The following is a 16210-nucleotide window of genomic DNA, read 5'->3' on the forward strand; positions in this document are numbered from 1 at the left end:
TTAACAAGGACATGCTGGCGGGACAGCGCCCCCCTCTGTCCTGCCGGACATCTCCCCCACGAGGGGGGAGATCAGATGTCGCGTCCGCTTTCGCCAATCTCCACCCTCGCAAGAATAGCGGCGGCGCCCAAGCTGCTAATCTCCCCCCTTGTGGGGGAGATGTCCGGCAGGACAGAGGGGGGCGCCGTAGAGTGCAAGCCTCGCAGAACTGGGGAGGCGAGAATGCCTGACCGCTCCTTCCTCGACTGGCCCTTCTTCGAGGACCGCCACCGCGAGCTCGCCGAGCGTCTCGAAGCCTGGTGCCAACGAAATCTCCCTGTCGACCATCACGACGTCGACGCCGCCTGCCGCGAACTCGTCGCTAGACTCGGCCGCGATGGCTGGCTGAAACCAACGGCGCTCGACCCGGGCAACCCTGGACCGCTCGACGTGCGTGCGCTCTGCATCACGCGCGAAACCTTGGCCCGCTACGACGGGCTGGCCGACTTTGCCTTTGCCATGCAGGGGCTCGGCGCCGGTGCGATCACGCTGTTCGGCACGCCGGAGCAGCAGCAGTGGCTCACTAAGACACGCGCGGGCAAAGCGATCGCCGCCTTCGCGCTGTCGGAGCCGCGCTCGGGATCGGACGTCGCCAACATGGAGATGACCGCTGTCCGCGACGGCGGCGACTATGTGCTTAGCGGCGAAAAGACCTGGATCTCCAATGGCGGCATCGCAGACCTCCATGTCGTGTTCGCCCGCACCGGCGAGGCGCCCGGCGCGAAAGGGATTTCCGCTTTCGTCGTGCCTAGCGACGCGAAGGGGCTCAGCGTCGCCGAGCGGCTCGAGGTCATCGCGCCTCACCCGCTGGCGCGGCTCTCCTTCGACAATGTGCGGGTTCCGGCTTCCGCGCTTGTCGGCAAGCCCGGCGATGGTTTCCGCATCGCCATGTCGGTGCTCGACGTCTTCCGCTCGACGGTGGGCGCGGCGGCACTCGGCTTCGCACGACGCGCGCTGGACGAGAGCGTCAAGCGGGCGAGCGAGCGCAAGCTGTTCGGCGCGCCGATGGCGGAATTGCAGATGGTGCAGGGCCACATCGCCGACATGGCGCTGGATGTGGATGCCGCCGCGCTGCTGATCTACCGCGCCGCCTGGACCAAGGACATGGGCGCCGCGCGGGTGACGCGCGAAGCGGCGATGGCCAAGCTGTTCGCCACCGACAAGGCGCAGGAGGTGATCGACAAGGCGGTGCAGATGCATGGCGGCGACGGCGTGCGCAAGGGCCACATCGTCGAGAGCCTCTATCGCGAGATCCGGGCGCTGCGCATCTATGAGGGCGCTTCGGACGTGCAGAAGGTGGTGATTGCCAGGCAGGTGATAGGCGGGGCGTGACGCGATGCTTGCGGACCAAATTTGAAATAGGGGGAGGCCAGACATGCATACGATCCTGCAGCCCGAAGGCTGGGCCAAGCCGGTCGGCTACGCCAATGGCGTTGCCGCACAGGGACGACTGGTGTTCGTCGGCGGCCAGGTTGGCTGGAACGCCGAGTGCAAATTCGAGACCGACGACTTCGTCGGCCAGGTGCGCCAGACGCTCGCCAATGTCGTCGCCGTGCTCGCCGAAGCCGGCGGTGGGCCGCGGCACATCACCTCGATGACCTGGTACTTCACCGACAAGGCCGAGTATGTCGGCAACCTCAAAGGCATCGGCGAAGCCTACCGCGACGTGATCGGCCGGCATTTCCCGGCGATGGCCGCCATGCAGGTGGTGGCGCTTGTCGAGGACCGGGCCAAGGTGGAGATTCAAGCGACGGCTGTGATACCCGAGTAGCTACTGGCGAAGGCCCGCCTGCCTTAGCAACGGCAGCACGTGGTCGCAGAAATAGGGCAGTTCCTGGGTGTAGTTGACGAAGGACAGCGCGATGCCCTGGTAGCCATGCGCGGCGATCGCCGCCATGTCGGCGGAAATCGTTTCCGGCGTGCCGATCAGCGGATATGTGCCAGCGCCGCCGGCGAAACGCTGGCGGTAGCGGTCATAGGCATGCGGATCATGCGATTGCGAGAATTCCTTCTTGCCGGCCATATGGGCGTCGACCGCTTCGTGATCGGCCATCGTGACGGCGTAGCGCGTGTAATAGGCTTGCGCCTCCTCCATGGTCGGGCGGCAGACCACATGCGCCACGGTGTAGACGCCTACGTCGCGGCCCGCCTTGGCGGCGCGCTCGCCGATATCGGCGACATGCTTGCCGGCATCGCTCATCTCCGAGAAGGTCGTGAAAAGATAGTCGCATCTGGCGGCGGCGAAATCCCGGCCCGGTCCGCCGAAAGCGGCGTTCATCGTCACCGGGCGCGGCACCTGCAGGCTGGCCGGTCGGCTCACCGCCTCCTTCAGCCGATAGTAAGCGCCCTCATGGTTGAGCGGCTCGCTTGAAGCATAAAGCCGTTCGAGTATCTCGATCCACTCGGCTGCCTGGTCATAACCCTTCTCGACCAGCGGCGTCCCGAACATGCCGAATTCCTTCGGGTTCCAGCCGCAGACGATGTTGAGCCCCGCCCTGCCCTGGCTGATATGGTCGACCGTCGCCAGCGCCTTGGCGGCATAGAGCGGATGCACCAGCGGTACATGCACAGTCATGAACAAGCCGATCTGTTCGGTCACGGCGGCAAGCGCCGCCGCCCAGGTGAAGGTCTCGAAGGAGAATTCGCGCACCTTGTTGCGGCCGCCGAAGCCGCGCCAGCGGGCGATCGGCAGCATGAATTCGAGGCCCGCGCGATCGGCGATCTGCGCCGCCGTCAGATTATCCTGCCAGCTTGCCGTCCAGCGTTCCGGCACATCGGTGATGGCCAGCCCGCCATCGGCGTTGGTGGAAAAGACGCCGAGCTTCAGTCTGTTCGGGCCGTGCAGGGGGTGCGCTTTGGTCATGTCCGGAACTCGTGGCGGAAGACCCACACGCTAGGCCCGGAGAAAAATATTTCAAGCCTGAAACAGCTTCGCCTCACCGCAGTTTGCGGATATGCATTGGGCAACGCGAAAAGGGGATAGGCATGAGCGAATTCCGCCAGAAATGCATCGGCAAGGCGAACCTCATCGGGTCCTTCGCCGCCATCCCCCATCCGGTCGCCATCGAAGTGATGGCGTCGTCCGGCCTCGATTTCCTCTGCATCGACTGGGAGCACGCGCAGATTTCGCGCGAGACGATCGAGACCATGCTGCGCGCGGCCGACGTGCACCGTGTGCCGACCATGGTGCGCGTTCCCGGCCATGCGCCGGAAGCGATCCAGGCGGCGCTGGACAGTGGCGCGCAAGGCGTGCTGATCCCGCGCGTCTCGACAGCGGCCCAGGCGGCGATGGCAGTCAAGGCCTCGCGCTATCCGCCGCTCGGCGAGCGCGGTGTCGGCCCCGGTCGGGCCGCCGGCTACGGCTATCGCATTCCCGAATATCTTGCCGCCGCCAATGAGCGGATTGTCGTTGCCATTCAGGTCGAGACCGCCGAGGGGCTGGCCAATATCGAGGCGATCGCAGCCGTCGACGGCATCGATGTTGTCTTCGTCGGCCCAGGCGACCTCTCGGTGTCGATCGATGCCGTCGGACCGGCGGGCGCGGACAAGCTCTCCCAGGCGATCAGGACAATCATCGGCGTGGCGGTGGCGCATGGCAGGACCGCCGGCATATTTTGCGCCAGCCCGCAGAATGTCGGCCGATGGACAGCCATCGGCGCGAGCTTCTTCGTGCTGGCCAGCGACACGATGTTTCTTGGCGCCGGCGCCGCGGCCAACTGCACCGCCGCGCGTGCCGAACTGGGCTAAAGGCATGTTGATATTCAGTTGATGCCGGCCTGGCCTCAACACGCCTAATGACGATCGCGGTCAAAAGGCGTATCGGCGAAGCGACAGGCCAGCCAACTTTTTAAGCTTAAAACTTTTGCCTTGAAAAGCGCCACGCTTTGGATAGCATCCGAAGCTGATGCGACTGCCGTGGCGGAGGGGCTTTTCCGGTCGGTCCATCGTTGGTGGAAGGGGTTTCAGTCCTTGTCGTTTGTGTTGCCCCAGTCGTCGTCCAGCGCGCGCTATGCTTTCGATGGCGTGCGGGCGCAAATTCGCGACCTGCACACGGAAAACATCGCAAACCTGGCGGTTCGCGCGCGAGAGCTCGGCGATGTCATCGCACTCTGGTACGGCGAGGGCGACATGGTGACGCCCGCCTTCATCCGCGACGCGGCAAAGGCCGCTTTCGACGAGGGCCTGACCTTCTACGTTCCCAACATGCGCGGGCACGGCCCGCTGAACGAGGCGCTGTCGGAGTACCAGACGCGCATCCATGGCCGCTCGATCCCGATCGCGCGGACCACGGTAACGCCGGGCGGCATGCAGGCGCTGTACCTTGCGCTCGAGCTGCTGGTCGATACAGGCACCAACGTCGTCTATGTCGCGCCGCAATGGCCGAACATCCACAACGCCATCCACCTGATCGGCGGCGAGCCGCGGCCGTTCTCGCTCGACTTCAAGGATGACTGGCGGCTCGACCTCGACCGGCTGTTCGCCACCTGCGACGCGCGCACCCGCGCCATCTTCCTGTCGACGCCGTCCAACCCGACCGGCTGGACGGCGACGCGCGAAGAGATGCAGGCGCTGCTCGACTTCAGCCGGCGCACCGGTATCTGGATCATCTCCGACGAGGTCTATGGCCGGCTCTATTTCGACGGCGACGTCGCGCCCTCGATCCTGCAGATCGCCGAGGACGGCGACAGGGTGCTGTCGGTCAACAGCTTCTCGAAAGCCTGGGCGATGACCGGCTGGCGCATCGGCTGGCTGACGCATCCTTCAGGCGTTGCCGACCAGCTCGGCGCGATGACGCAATATATCAACAGCGGCACCGCGGCCCCGATCCAGGCCGGCGCCGTGGCGGCGATCCGGCAGGGCGAGCCGCTGGTCGAGGAAATCAGACAGCGGATCAGGACCGGCCTCGACCTTGCCTATGACAGGCTGGCGCAAATCCCAGGCATCATCCTGCCGACCAAACCGCGCGGCGGCATGTATGCCTTCTTTGCGCTTGAGGGTGAGAGCGACGCCCGGCAAGCCTGCGCCAGGATCCTGGAGACGGCCCACGTCGGGCTGGCCCCCGGCCATCTCTTCGGAAGCTCGGCAACGGCATTCCTCAGAATGTGCGTCTGCCGCGACCGCGACCAGATAGCGACCGCGCTCACCCGCATGGTCGCCGCCATGAATTGACGCCCCGCTGGGAGGCGGGACGGCAAGAAGCCGTGCGGGGTCAGCCCGCCCGATCAACAACCAGAGGGAAGACCCAGAGGGAAACCAAATGAGCTTTACGCGTCGCAACCTGCTTGTTCTGGCCGCCGCCATCGGCATCGCCGCCGGCCCCGCCACCGCTTATGCCGCCGATGTGCTCAATGTCGGCGCCTATCCGACCAATCCGCCCTTCGAATACAAGAACGAGAGCGGCACTTTCGAAGGCTTCGAGGTCGACATCGTCAACGAGGCGGCCAAGCGCATCGGCATGACCACCGACATCGCCGATCTCGGCTTCCAGGCGCTGTTCGCCGCCACCACCTCGAAGCGCATCGACGTCGCCATCTCCTCGATCACCATCACGGCCGAGCGGCTGAAGTCGCAGTCCTTCACGCAGCCCTATTATGATTCCGACATGGGCATCGCCACCAAGACCGACAGCGCGATCAACGCCGAGGCAGATCTCAAGGGCAAGGTCGTCGGCGTGCTGTCCGGCTCGACCGGCGAGACCTGGGTCAAGGACCACCAGGCAGCCGACGGCTTCAGCGACGTGAAAGGCTACGACACGCAGCAGAACCTTCTGCTCGACCTCAGCGCCGGCCGCGTCGACGCTGCCGTCAGCGACGTCCCCGGCATGCAGTACTCCTTCCAGAAGATGAAGGACCTCGTGGTCAAGCAGCGCATCAAGACCGGCGAACAGTACGGGTTGATGATGACCAAGGACCATCCGCTGCTCGGCAAGCTGAACGACGCGCTGACGGCGATGAAGAAGGACGGCACGCTGGCCGCCATCCACAAGAAGTGGTTCGGCACCGATGCGCCGGCCGATTCCTCGACCGTCAAGGAAATGCCGCTGCCCAAGGCCTGAGCGGACTGACGAAAAACGAGCCGTGTCGGCTTTCGAGGCCCGCACGGCTCGTTTCCTTTCTCCCGGAACCCAGGGCAGACCTGATCTGATGTTTCGGGCCTCTACCCTCGTTTTTACGCAATTCCGGACGGAATACCGTTTCACACGTTTCCTGGAATTGCTCTGACACGGTTCGGGAACACCCCATGTCGCTGATCGACACCTTCTTCAATCCCGACGTCATAGTGTCGAGCCTGCCGGCGCTGCTGCGCGGCTTCCTCAACACGCTGCTGCTTGGAATTATGAGCATCGTCATCGGCATCGTCATGGGGCTAGCGATCAGCCTGGTGCGGCTCTACGCGCCAAAACCGCTGCGCTGGCTCGCCATCGGCTACACCGACATCTTCCGCGCCTTGCCGGTGCTGGTCGTGCTGATCCTGATCTATTACGCGCTGCCTTTCCTCGGCATCCGCCTGTCGTCCTGGGCGTCCGCCGTGACGGCATTCGCCATCATCATGTCGGCTTATTCGGCCGAAGTGTTCCGCTCCGGCATCGAGAGCATTCCGAAGGGCCAGTTCGAGGCGGCGCAGGCGCTCGGCCTGCCGTTCATACTCACTCTGCGCAAAGTGGTGCTGCCGCAAGCCATCCGCGTGGTCATCCCGCCAATGACCAGCAACTGCGTCTCGATGTTCAAGGACACTTCGCTCGCCTCGACCGTGGCGCTGCCGGAACTCTTGAAGGAAGCGACCAATGCACAGTCGCTCTACGCGAACCCCTCGCCGCTGATCGGCGCGGCGCTGGTCTATCTGATCTTCCTCTGGCCGATGGTTCGCCTGGTCAGCCTGCTCGAGCGCCGCTTCCAGACAGAGAAGACGCGCTGACGCCAACCCGTCCCCATCCAAGTCCTTCGCAGGAGCGTACCCCGTGAACAAGCATCAGACAGACAATGCGAACGCCGCCGCGTTCCCCGTCGAAAAGATTCGGGCGATGTTCCCGGCGCTGCAGCGTGCCGGCGACTTCATCTTCATGGACAATGCCGCCGGCGCGCAGATCCCGCAAAGCGTGCTCGACGCGGTGACCAACCATCTGGTGTCGCACAATGTGCAGCGCGGCGGCCGCTACGGCCGCAGCGTCACCGTCGACCAGTCGGTCGCCGACGCGCGGACAAGCGTCGCGCTGCTGATCAATGCCTACAGCCCGTCCGAAATCTGCTTCGGCATGAACGCCACATCGTTCATCCGCCTGGTCAGCCTCGGCATCGGCCAGATGCTTTCCAATGACACAGTTGGGGGACGCGACGAGATCATCGTCACCGACATGGACCATGACGCCAACATCGCCACATGGCTGGCACTGGAATCCGCCGGCGCCAAGTTCAAATGGTGGCGCATGCGCGAGGACGGCAATCTGCATGTCGACGATCTCAAGCCGCTGGTGTCGGAGCGCACGCGCCTCGTCGCCTGCACGGTGACGGCGCATTCGATCGGCTCGATCGTCGATGTCGCCTCGGTGGCCAGGATCGCGCATGCGGCCGGCGCCGAAGTGTTCCTCGACTGCGTGCATTACGGGCCGCACGGGCTGATCGACGTGCAGGCCTGGGGCTGCGACTATCTCGTCTGCTCCGGCTACAAGAATTTCTCGCCGCATATGGGCTTCCTGTGGGGCCGCTTCGAAACGCTGAAGCGGCTGCCGACGTTCCGCGAGGATTTCATCCCCGACGAGCCGCCCTACAAGGTCGAGGCCGGCACCTTCATCTACGAGAACGTGTCCGGCATGGACGCGGCGGTGCGCTATCTGGAATCGATCGGCCGCAATTTCCTGCCCGAAAACAACCGCTCGCGCCGCGACAACATCGTCGCCGGCATGAACGCCATTCGCGACTACGAGCTGATGCTGGCGCGCGAGATGATGGCTGTGTTGAAAAGCTGCAACGCCACCATCTACGGGGTTGCCGACGAAACCCGCCTCAATGAACGGGTGCCGACCTTCTGCTTCAACATCGGCACGCTGTCGCCGCAGCGGATCGTCGAGGAGATGGCGGCCATGCAGATCGGCATCCGCGACGGCCACATGTACGCGCCGCGGCTGATGAAGCGCCTCAACCTGTCGATGGACAGCGGCGCCATCCGCGCCTCGCTGGTGCACTACAACACGGTGGAGGAAGTGCACAAATTCGGCGAGGCGCTGCGGGCGATTATTGCGAAGTTGTCGTAGGCGGAGCGCAATTAGCTCGGCGTCGTCATCCACGGGCGAAGCAAGGAGCGAAGCGACGCGGCGCAGACCCGAGGATCCATTCCGTGACTTCAACGTGTTGCAGCGGCGCAGAATTCTGCTCCGCCGCGCTCGCCATCTAGGTAACGGCATGGATTCCAGGGTCTGCGCGCTGCTTCGCAGCGCTCCGCCCTAGAATGACGACCTGCGGGGCTTAGGCCGCTTTCTTCTTTGCCAACCTCGCCTTGATGCTCGCGATGTCGGCGCGCGGCGTCGCGGCGAACAGCGTCTTGGTGTAGGCGTGCTTGGGGTCGGAAAAGACCTCGTCGCGCGGGCCGTATTCGACCGCTTCGCCGAAATACATCACCATCACGTCGTCGGCGATGTAGCGCACCACCGAGAGGTCGTGGCTGATGAAGACATAGGTGAGCTGGAACTCGTCCTGCAGATCGGCGAGCAGGTTGAGCACCTGCGCCTGCACCGAAAGGTCGAGCGCCGAGACCGGCTCGTCCAGCACCAGCAAGCTCGGGTTCAGCATCAGCGCGCGGGCAATGGCGATGCGCTGGCGCTGGCCGCCGGAGAACATGTGCGGGTAGCGGTTGTAATGCTCCGGTCCGAGGCCGACCTTCTTCAGCATCTTCATCGCCAGGTCGCGCCGCTCTTCGGCCGGCTTGTCGGTGTTGATCAAGAGCGGCTCGCCGAGTACGTCGCCGATCTTCTGGCGCGGGTTGAGCGAGCCATAAGGATTCTGGAACACGATCTGCACCTTGCGGCGCATTTCCTTCGACAAGCCATCCCTGGCGATGTCGACCTTGTTGCCGTCGATGAAGAGTTCTCCGGAGGTGGCCGGATCGATCAGCGTGATGATGCGGGCTAGCGTGGACTTGCCGCAGCCGCTCTCGCCGACGATGGCAAGCGTCTTGCCCTTCTCGACGCTAAAGGACACGCCCTTGACCGCGTGCACGGTGCGCGCGCCGCGGAACAGGCCGCCGCCGACATGGTAGTCGCGCTTGATGTCCTTGCCTTCGACGACCTTGGTCATGCGCCGGCTCCGGTCATGTACTAGCTCCCTGGGGCGCCGGCTCGAACAGCATGTCGGAGACGGTCGGCAGCCGGTCGCCGACGGCGTTCTCCGGCAGCGCCGAGAGCAGCGCGCGGGTGTAGTTGCTCTTAGGCGATTCAAAGAGCGACAGCACGTCGGCCTCTTCCATCTTGCGGCCCTTGTACTGGACGATGACGCGGTCGGCGGTCTCGGCCACCACGCCCATATTGTGGGTGATCATGATCAGGCCCATGCCGTATTTGGCCTGCAGCGAGACCAGCAGATCGAGGATCTGCTTCTGGATGGTGACGTCGAGCGCGGTGGTCGGCTCGTCGGCGATCAGGAGCTTGGGGTTGCAGGCGATCGCCATGGCGATCATGACGCGCTGGCACTGGCCGCCCGACATCTGGTGCGGGAAGGAATTGAGCCGCTGCTCCGGTTCCGGAATGCCGACCTGCTTGAAAAGCTCGATGGCGCGCGCCCGGCGCTGGGCCTTGTCCATGCCCATGTGGAAGCGCAGCACTTCCTCGATCTGGAAGCCGACGGTGAAGCAGGGATTGAGGCTGGCGATCGGCTCCTGGAAGATCATGGCAATATCCTTGCCGATGATCTTGCGGCGATCGGTCGGGCTCATTTTCAACATATCGCGGCCGTTGAAGGTCATACGGTCGGCGGTGACGGTGGCGGTCCAAGGCAACAGGCCCATGACGGCCAGCATCGACACCGACTTGCCGGAGCCGGACTCGCCGACGATGGCGAGCACCTCGCGCTCGTCGACATGGAGCGAGACGCCGTCGACGGCGCGGAACGGGCCGGACGCGGTCTGGAATTCGACGACGAGGTTCTGGATGTCGAGCAGCGCCATCACGACCTCCTGAGCTTGGGATCGAGCGCATCGCGCAGGCCGTCGCCGACCAGGTTGATGGCAAGCACGGTGATGAGGATCGCGAGACCGGGGAAAGTCACCACCCACCAGGCGCGCAGGATGAATTCACGCGCCGAGGCAAGCATGGTTCCCCATTCCGGCGTCGGCGGCTGGGCGCCGAGGCCGAGGAAGCCGAGCGCTGCGGCTTCCAGGATGGCGTTGGAGAAGGACAGCGTGCCCTGGACGATCAACGGCGCCAGGCAGTTGGGCAGGATGGTGGCAAGCATCAGCCTGATATGTCCGGCGCCGGCGACCTTGGCCGCAACGACATATTCGCGGCTCTTCTCGGCCATCACGGCGGCGCGCACCAGGCGGGCGAAATGCGGCTGCAGGACGAGCGCGATCGCCAGCATGGCGTTGAACAGGCCGGGGCCGAGGATGGTGACCAGCACCAGCGCCAAGAGCAGCGACGGGAAGGCCAGGATCAGGTCCATGACGCGCATGATCGCGACGTCGACCCAGCCGCGGAAATAGCCCGCCAGCAGGCCGAGCGTGATGCCGCCGGTGAGAGCCAGCGTGACCACCACCGCGCCGATCAGCAGCGAGAAGCGCGCGCCGTAAAGCAGGCGCGAGAGGATGTCGCGGCCGACCGGGTCGGTGCCGAGCAGATATTGCGTCGAGCCGCCATCCTGCCAGGCCGGAGGCCGCAGGAACGCGGTCTTGTCCTGCACGTCGGGCGCATAGGGCGCGAGCAGCGGCGCGAAGAGGGCAGCCAGCACCAACAGGATGAAGACGAACAGGCCGATGACGGCGCCGCGGTTGACCGAGAAATAGTGCCAGAAGGTCTTGAGGCCGGTGAGGCGATCCGGGCTGCCGGCGGCCATCGGGGCGATTTCGGTCTGGCTCATTTATGCCGCCCTGATGCGTGGGTTTATGACGGCGTAGAGCACATCGACGATGAGGTTCACCGCCATGACGATGAGGGCGATCAACAGCAGACCCGATTGCACGACGACATAGTCGCGCTTGAAGATGGAATCGACCATCCACTTGCCGATGCCCGGCCAGGCGAAGATGGTTTCGGTGAGGATGGCGCCGGCGAGCAGCGTGCCGACCTGCAGGCCGATGGTGGTGACGACCGGGATGAGCGCATTGCGCAGCGCATGCACGCCGATGACGCGGCCCGCCGAAAGGCCCTTGGCGCGCGCGGTGCGGACATAGTCTTCGCCCAGCACTTCCAGCATGGCCGAGCGCGTCTGGCGCGCGATCACCGCCAGCGGAATGGTGCCGAGCACGATCGCCGGCAGGACGAGATGGCTGAGCGCCGAGCGGAAGGCGTCCCATTTGCCGTAGAGCAAGGTGTCGATCGTCATGAAGCCGGTGATCGGCTTGAAGAAGAACTGCAGGCCGACGCGGCCCGAGACCGGCGTCCAGCCGAGATAGCCGGAAAAGAAGATGATGAGCAGTAGGCCCCACCAGAAGATCGGCATGGAATAGCCGACAAGCGCCGTGCCCATCAGCGACTGGTCGAACCAGGAGCCGCGTTTGACGGCGGCAAAGATGCCGGCCGGGATGCCGAGGACCATGGCGAAGATCATGGCGAAGAAGGACAGCTCCAGCGTCGCCGGGAAGAGTGTCTTGAACTCTTCGAGCACCGGACGCTTGGAGGAAATGGAGACGCCGAAATCGCCGGTGGCGACCTCACCGACATAGCGAGCGTATTGCTCCCAAATCGGCAGATTGTAGCCGAACTGTTGCTTCAGCTCTTCATAGCGGGCGGGCGCGACGCCGTGCTCGCCGGCCATGGCGAGGATCGGGTCGCCGGGCAGCAGCCGCACGAACGCGAAGGCGCAGATGGTGATGCCGACAAGGGTCGGGATCAGGAGGGCGATTTTGTTGAGAAGATATCGGAGCATCTTGAATGGAATGGGGCGGCGCTAAAGTTTACGCCGCCCCGTTCGCAATCTTATTCGGCTTTGTCAACGCCGTCGAAGCGGTGAATGCCGAGCGGGTCCATCTTGTAGCCGGTGACGTTGTTGCGAACGACCGAATAGACCTGGCTGTGCGCTAGCAGGAAGGCGGGCGCTTCCTTGGCGAAGATCACCTGCGCCTGCTCATAGAGCTTGGTGCGCTCGGCCTGGTCGCTGGTCTTCTTGGCCTTCTGGATCAGGTCCTCGAAGTCCTTGTCGCACCAGCTGGAGTAGTTCGACACGCCGATGGCGGAGCAGGCGAAGAGAGTGGCGAAGAAGTTGTCCGGATCGCCATTGTCGCCGGTCCAGCCGATCTGGAAGGCGCCGGGACGGTCCTTCTTCTTGCCTTCCTCGCGATACTTCGTCCACTCGTAGTTGACGATGTTCGCCTTGACGCCGACCTTGGCCCAGTCGGCCTGAATCAGCTCAGCCGCGCGCTGGAAGTTCGGGTTGTAGGGACGAACGCGATCGGCAGCCCAGAGCTGGATTTCCTTCAGCCCGGCAGCCTCAAGCACCTTCTTGGCCTCATCCGGATTGTAGGCGTCGGTCTTCACGTCCTTGTCCCACGACCACATGGTCGGCGGGATGAGGTTCTCGGCCGGTGTGGCGCCGGCGTCCTGGAACAGCGACTTGATCAGGGCTTCCCGGTCGATCGCCTGGTTGAGCGCATGACGCACTTCCGGTTTGTCGAGCGGCGGGATCGTGGTGTTGTAGCTCATGTAGCCGATGTTCAGGCCGGCCTGATCCATCAGGGTCACGTCCTTGTTGGCCTTGATGGTGGCGATGTCGGCCGGGTTCGGATAGGGCGCGATGTCGCATTCGCCAGCCAGCACCTTCTGGATGCGGGCGGTCGCGTCAGGCGTGATGGCGAAGACGAGATCGTCGATCTTTTCCTTGCCCTTGAAGTAGTCGGGATTGGCCGCATAGCGGATGACCGAATCCAGCTGGTAGTCGACGAACTGGAACGGACCGGTGCCGATCGGCTTGGTCGAGAAGTCGGCCATCTTGCCGTCCTTCTGCAGCTGGTCGGCATATTCCTTCGACACGATCGAGGCGAAGTCCATGCCGAGATTGGCCAGCATCGGCGCGTTCGGCTCGGTCAGCGTCAGCTTGACGGTGAGGTCGTCGACCTTCTCCCACTTGGCGACGTATTTCGGCATGTCCATGCCGGTGTAATAGTCCCAGGTGAGGTTCGGCAGATACTTGTCGCCGTTCCATGGATTCTCCTTGTTGAACTGGCGATCGAAGGAGAAGACGACGTCGTCGGCGTTGAGGTCGCGCGTCGGCTTGAAATAGTCGGTGGTCTGGAACTTCACACCCGGATGCAGATGGAAAGTATAGACCAGGCCATCGTCGGAAATTTCCCACTTGTCGGCCAGACCAGGCTCGATCTCGGTGCCACCGTGCTTGAATTCGACCAGTCGCGAATAGACGGTGCGCGAAGACGCGTCGAAGTCGTTACCGCCGGTCGTCGTACCCGGATCGAAATTGGCCGGCGACGCTTCCGAGCAATAAACGAGCGTCTTAGCACTGGCCATGCCGCTGAGGACGCTTGCAGCCAGCAACGCGGCTGCAAAAGTCATTGTCTTTTTCATTGAGCACTCCCTGATGTTCTCTCAAGCCCCTCTATCAGGCTCGCGAAGGGCGCATATAAGCACCGTTTCTTCGCCTTTGGAACACCTCGTTTGCGTACCCCATGGGAAGCGGGAAAAGAATCTAGCTTTTGCTCCAAATGCAGAAAAAGTTAGCAGTTTTTTCTGCTCACGACATTATTAACGATGGCGATTTTTTATTGATCGGCCGCCTTTCGAAATGGCGGCGTCAGGCATGGCTGCCTGGAATTGCCCTCCGTCCAAGCACGATGCGGAAGGCGATCGAAGCACAGCGTTTCGACGGCAAATCTTTCCCCGCATTGCCGCTGGGGCAAGGCTTGCACGGTCGCCGATAGAGGCAATACATAGACGATGGGCGGGATTTCCGGAAAATCCGCAACCGGCGTGGAGGACGCTTCGTTTGGAGGCGGGCGCCCGGATAGAAGGCGACAGGGAGAGACAGGTGGCAAAAGCAGCCAAGACGACAGCCGCGGCGAAAGCAAGGGCCAAGGCCGCCGCCGGAAGCGATGCGCCCAAGGCTATGAAGGCCGCAGCCGCGCCGAAGGCAAAGGCGGCAGCAAAGCCTGCGCCCGCCAAGTCCGCCGCGAAACCAGCCACCGGCAAACCCGCAGCGGCAAAGTCCAAGGCCGCAGCCGCGAAAGTGGACAAGCCGGCAACCGCAAAAGCGGAGGCCGCCAAGCCGACCACCGCCAGACCTGCCTCGAAAGGCCTGCCGAAAGCGATCACCGAGCTCACTGTCGGCCTGCCGGAAAAGCCATGGCTGAAAAGCTATCCGAAGAACATGCCGGCCGAGATCGGCGCCCTGCCCTACAAGTCCATCGGCGACTTCCTGGTCGGCGCCTGCAAGCAATTCGGTGGGCAGCCGGCCTTCGTGTGCATGGGCAAGTCGATGACCTACGCCGAGCTCGAGCGGCTGTCGGCCGCGTTCGGCGCCTACCTGCAGGCGAGAGGCCTGGAGAAGGGCGCGCGCGTGGCGCTGATGATGCCGAACGTGCTGCAATATCCGGTGGCGATGATGGCCGTCCTGCGCGCCGGCTACACGGTGGTGAACGTCAATCCGCTCTACACGCCGCGCGAGCTGGAGCATCAGTTGAAGGATTCCGGCGCGCAGGCGATCGTCATCCTCGAAAACTTCGCCGGCACGCTGCAGGCAGTGATCGCCAGGACGCCGGTCAAGCATGTCATCGTCGCGGCGATGGGCGACATGCTGGGCGGCCTCAAGGGCGCCATCGTCAACCTCGTCGTGCGGCGGGTGAAGAAGATGGTTCCGGCATGGTCGCTGCCCGGCCATGTCAAATTCAACGCGGTGCTCAAGACCGGCGCGACCATCGCCTTCAAGCCCCCCACAGTCTCCGGCGACGACATTGCCTTCCTGCAATATACGGGCGGCACCACCGGCGTCTCGAAGGGCGCCGTGCTGCTGCATCGCAACGTGCTTTCGAACGTCGCGCAGAATTCGCTGTGGGTGGAGGACGCCTATACGGTGAAGCCCAAGCCGGCGCATCTCAACTTCATCTGCGCGCTGCCGCTCTATCACATCTTCGCGCTGACGGTGAACGCGCTGATGGGCATGCAGCAGGGCGCGCAAAACGTGCTGATCCCCAACCCGCGCGACATTCCGGGCTTCGTCAAGGAACTGGCGAAATACCCGATGCACATCTTTCCCGGCCTCAACACGCTGTTCAACGCGCTGCTCAACAATGAGGAGTTCCGCAAGCTCGACTTCAAGCCGCTGATCCTGACGCTGGGCGGCGGCATGACGGTGCAGAAGGGCGTCGCCGAGCGCTGGAAGGCGCTGACCGGCTGCCCGGTGAGCGAAGGCTACGGTCTGTCCGAAACCTCGCCGGTGGCGACCGCCAACAAGTTCAGCTCCAGCGACTTCACCGGCACGATCGGCCTGCCGTTGCCTTCGACGGAAATCGCCATCCGCGACGACGATGGCAACAACGTGCCGCTCGGCGAAGTGGGCGAGATCTGCATCCGCGGCCCGCAGGTGATGGCCAGCTACTGGAACCGGCCCGACGAGACCGCCAAGGTGATGACCAAGGACGGCTTCTTCAAATCCGGCGACATGGGCTTCATGGACGAACGCGGCTACACCAAGATCGTCGACCGCAAGAAGGACATGATCCTGGTCTCCGGCTTCAACGTCTATCCCAACGAACTGGAAGAGGTGGTGGCGCATCACCCGGGCGTGCTCGAAGTGGCGGCGATCGGCGTGCCGGACGAGCATTCCGGCGAAGTGCCTAAATTGTTCGTGGTGAAGAAGGACCCAGCGCTCACCGTCGAGGCGCTGATGGCCTATTGCCGCGAGAACCTGACCGGCTACAAGCGGCCGAGATTCATCGAGTTCCGCACCGAGCTGCCGAAGACGCCGGTCGGCAAGATCCTGCGGCGAGCGCTGCGGGACCAGGCTTGAGCGATCGTTCCGCCGGC

14 protein-coding genes are annotated in these 16210 nt (G+C 63.8%); 8 read left to right on the forward strand and 6 right to left on the reverse strand.

Features of this window, described 5'->3' with window-relative positions; genetic code table 11:
• The first annotated feature begins 222 nt into the window (after positions 1-222).
• Both FJ418_RS04820 and FJ418_RS04825 read left to right on the forward strand, forming a co-directional pair.
• Positions 223-1371 (forward strand): acyl-CoA dehydrogenase family protein, encoded by a 1149-nt coding sequence (locus FJ418_RS04820; RefSeq protein WP_140863943.1) that lies wholly within the window; start codon positions 223-225, stop codon positions 1369-1371.
• Between the two features lie 43 nt (positions 1372-1414).
• The gene (locus tag FJ418_RS04825; RefSeq protein WP_140863945.1) at positions 1415-1810 is read left to right on the forward strand and encodes a RidA family protein; all 396 of its coding nucleotides are present in this window, start codon (positions 1415-1417) and stop codon (positions 1808-1810) included.
• On the opposite strand, the gene FJ418_RS04830 is transcribed toward FJ418_RS04825, so the two are convergent.
• Entirely contained in the window at positions 1811-2902 is a 1092-nt protein-coding gene (locus tag FJ418_RS04830; RefSeq protein WP_140863947.1) for an LLM class flavin-dependent oxidoreductase, read from the reverse strand. It abuts the gene before it with no gap.
• A 122-nt stretch (positions 2903-3024) separates the two neighbouring features.
• On the opposite strand from FJ418_RS04830, the gene FJ418_RS04835 reads away from it, so the two are divergent.
• The 5 genes from FJ418_RS04835 to FJ418_RS04855 all read left to right on the forward strand — a co-directional run bounded on the left by FJ418_RS04835 (position 3025) and on the right by FJ418_RS04855 (position 8287).
• Positions 3025-3786: an HpcH/HpaI aldolase/citrate lyase family protein gene (locus FJ418_RS04835; RefSeq protein WP_140863949.1), complete on the forward strand. Its 762-nt coding sequence runs from the start codon at positions 3025-3027 to the stop codon at positions 3784-3786.
• A 231-nt stretch (positions 3787-4017) separates the two neighbouring features.
• Positions 4018-5208, forward strand: coding sequence for a pyridoxal phosphate-dependent aminotransferase (locus FJ418_RS04840; protein ID WP_246682944.1), 1191 nt, complete (start codon positions 4018-4020; stop codon positions 5206-5208).
• An 88-nt stretch (positions 5209-5296) separates the two neighbouring features.
• Positions 5297-6094, forward strand: a complete 798-nt coding sequence (locus FJ418_RS04845; RefSeq protein WP_140647095.1) for an ABC transporter substrate-binding protein — start codon at positions 5297-5299, stop codon at positions 6092-6094.
• Between the two features lie 185 nt (positions 6095-6279).
• A complete protein-coding gene (locus tag FJ418_RS04850; RefSeq protein WP_140863953.1) occupies positions 6280-6954 on the forward strand; it encodes an amino acid ABC transporter permease in 675 nt (224 codons plus the stop codon).
• 43 nt (positions 6955-6997) lie between these two features.
• On the forward strand, positions 6998-8287 hold the full coding sequence (locus tag FJ418_RS04855) for a cysteine desulfurase-like protein (RefSeq protein WP_140863955.1): 1290 nt from the start codon (positions 6998-7000) through the stop codon (positions 8285-8287).
• 211 nt (positions 8288-8498) lie between these two features.
• Here FJ418_RS04855 and FJ418_RS04860 read toward each other — a convergent pair whose 3' ends face one another.
• From FJ418_RS04860 to FJ418_RS04880, 5 genes are read right to left on the reverse strand one after another with little or no spacing between them, the layout of a single operon-like run.
• A complete protein-coding gene (locus FJ418_RS04860; RefSeq protein WP_140647092.1) occupies positions 8499-9326 on the reverse strand; it encodes a dipeptide ABC transporter ATP-binding protein in 828 nt (275 codons plus the stop codon).
• A 13-nt stretch (positions 9327-9339) separates the two neighbouring features.
• The gene (locus tag FJ418_RS04865) at positions 9340-10191 is read right to left on the reverse strand and encodes an ABC transporter ATP-binding protein (RefSeq protein ID WP_140854016.1); all 852 of its coding nucleotides are present in this window, start codon (positions 10189-10191) and stop codon (positions 9340-9342) included.
• The gene (locus FJ418_RS04870; protein ID WP_140647090.1) at positions 10191-11099 is read right to left on the reverse strand and encodes an ABC transporter permease subunit; all 909 of its coding nucleotides are present in this window, start codon (positions 11097-11099) and stop codon (positions 10191-10193) included. Before FJ418_RS04870 ends, FJ418_RS04865 begins: the two co-directional genes overlap by 1 nt.
• Positions 11100-12107 carry an ABC transporter permease subunit gene (locus FJ418_RS04875; protein WP_140863957.1) on the reverse strand — a complete coding sequence of 336 codons (1008 nt, stop codon included), beginning with the start codon at positions 12105-12107 and terminating at the stop codon, positions 11100-11102.
• Between the two features lie 50 nt (positions 12108-12157).
• Positions 12158-13756 carry an ABC transporter substrate-binding protein gene (locus tag FJ418_RS04880; protein WP_140658321.1) on the reverse strand — a complete coding sequence of 533 codons (1599 nt, stop codon included), beginning with the start codon at positions 13754-13756 and terminating at the stop codon, positions 12158-12160.
• Positions 13757-14216: 460 nt separating this feature from the next.
• Here FJ418_RS04880 and FJ418_RS04885 point away from each other — a divergent pair, with 460 nt between their 5' ends.
• Positions 14217-16193, forward strand: a complete 1977-nt coding sequence (locus FJ418_RS04885) for a long-chain fatty acid--CoA ligase (RefSeq protein WP_140863958.1) — start codon at positions 14217-14219, stop codon at positions 16191-16193.
• The last annotated feature ends 17 nt before the right edge of the window (positions 16194-16210 follow it).

It is taken from the genome of Mesorhizobium sp. B2-8-3 (assembly GCF_006440815.1).
Taxonomy (GTDB): domain Bacteria; phylum Pseudomonadota; class Alphaproteobacteria; order Rhizobiales; family Rhizobiaceae; genus Mesorhizobium.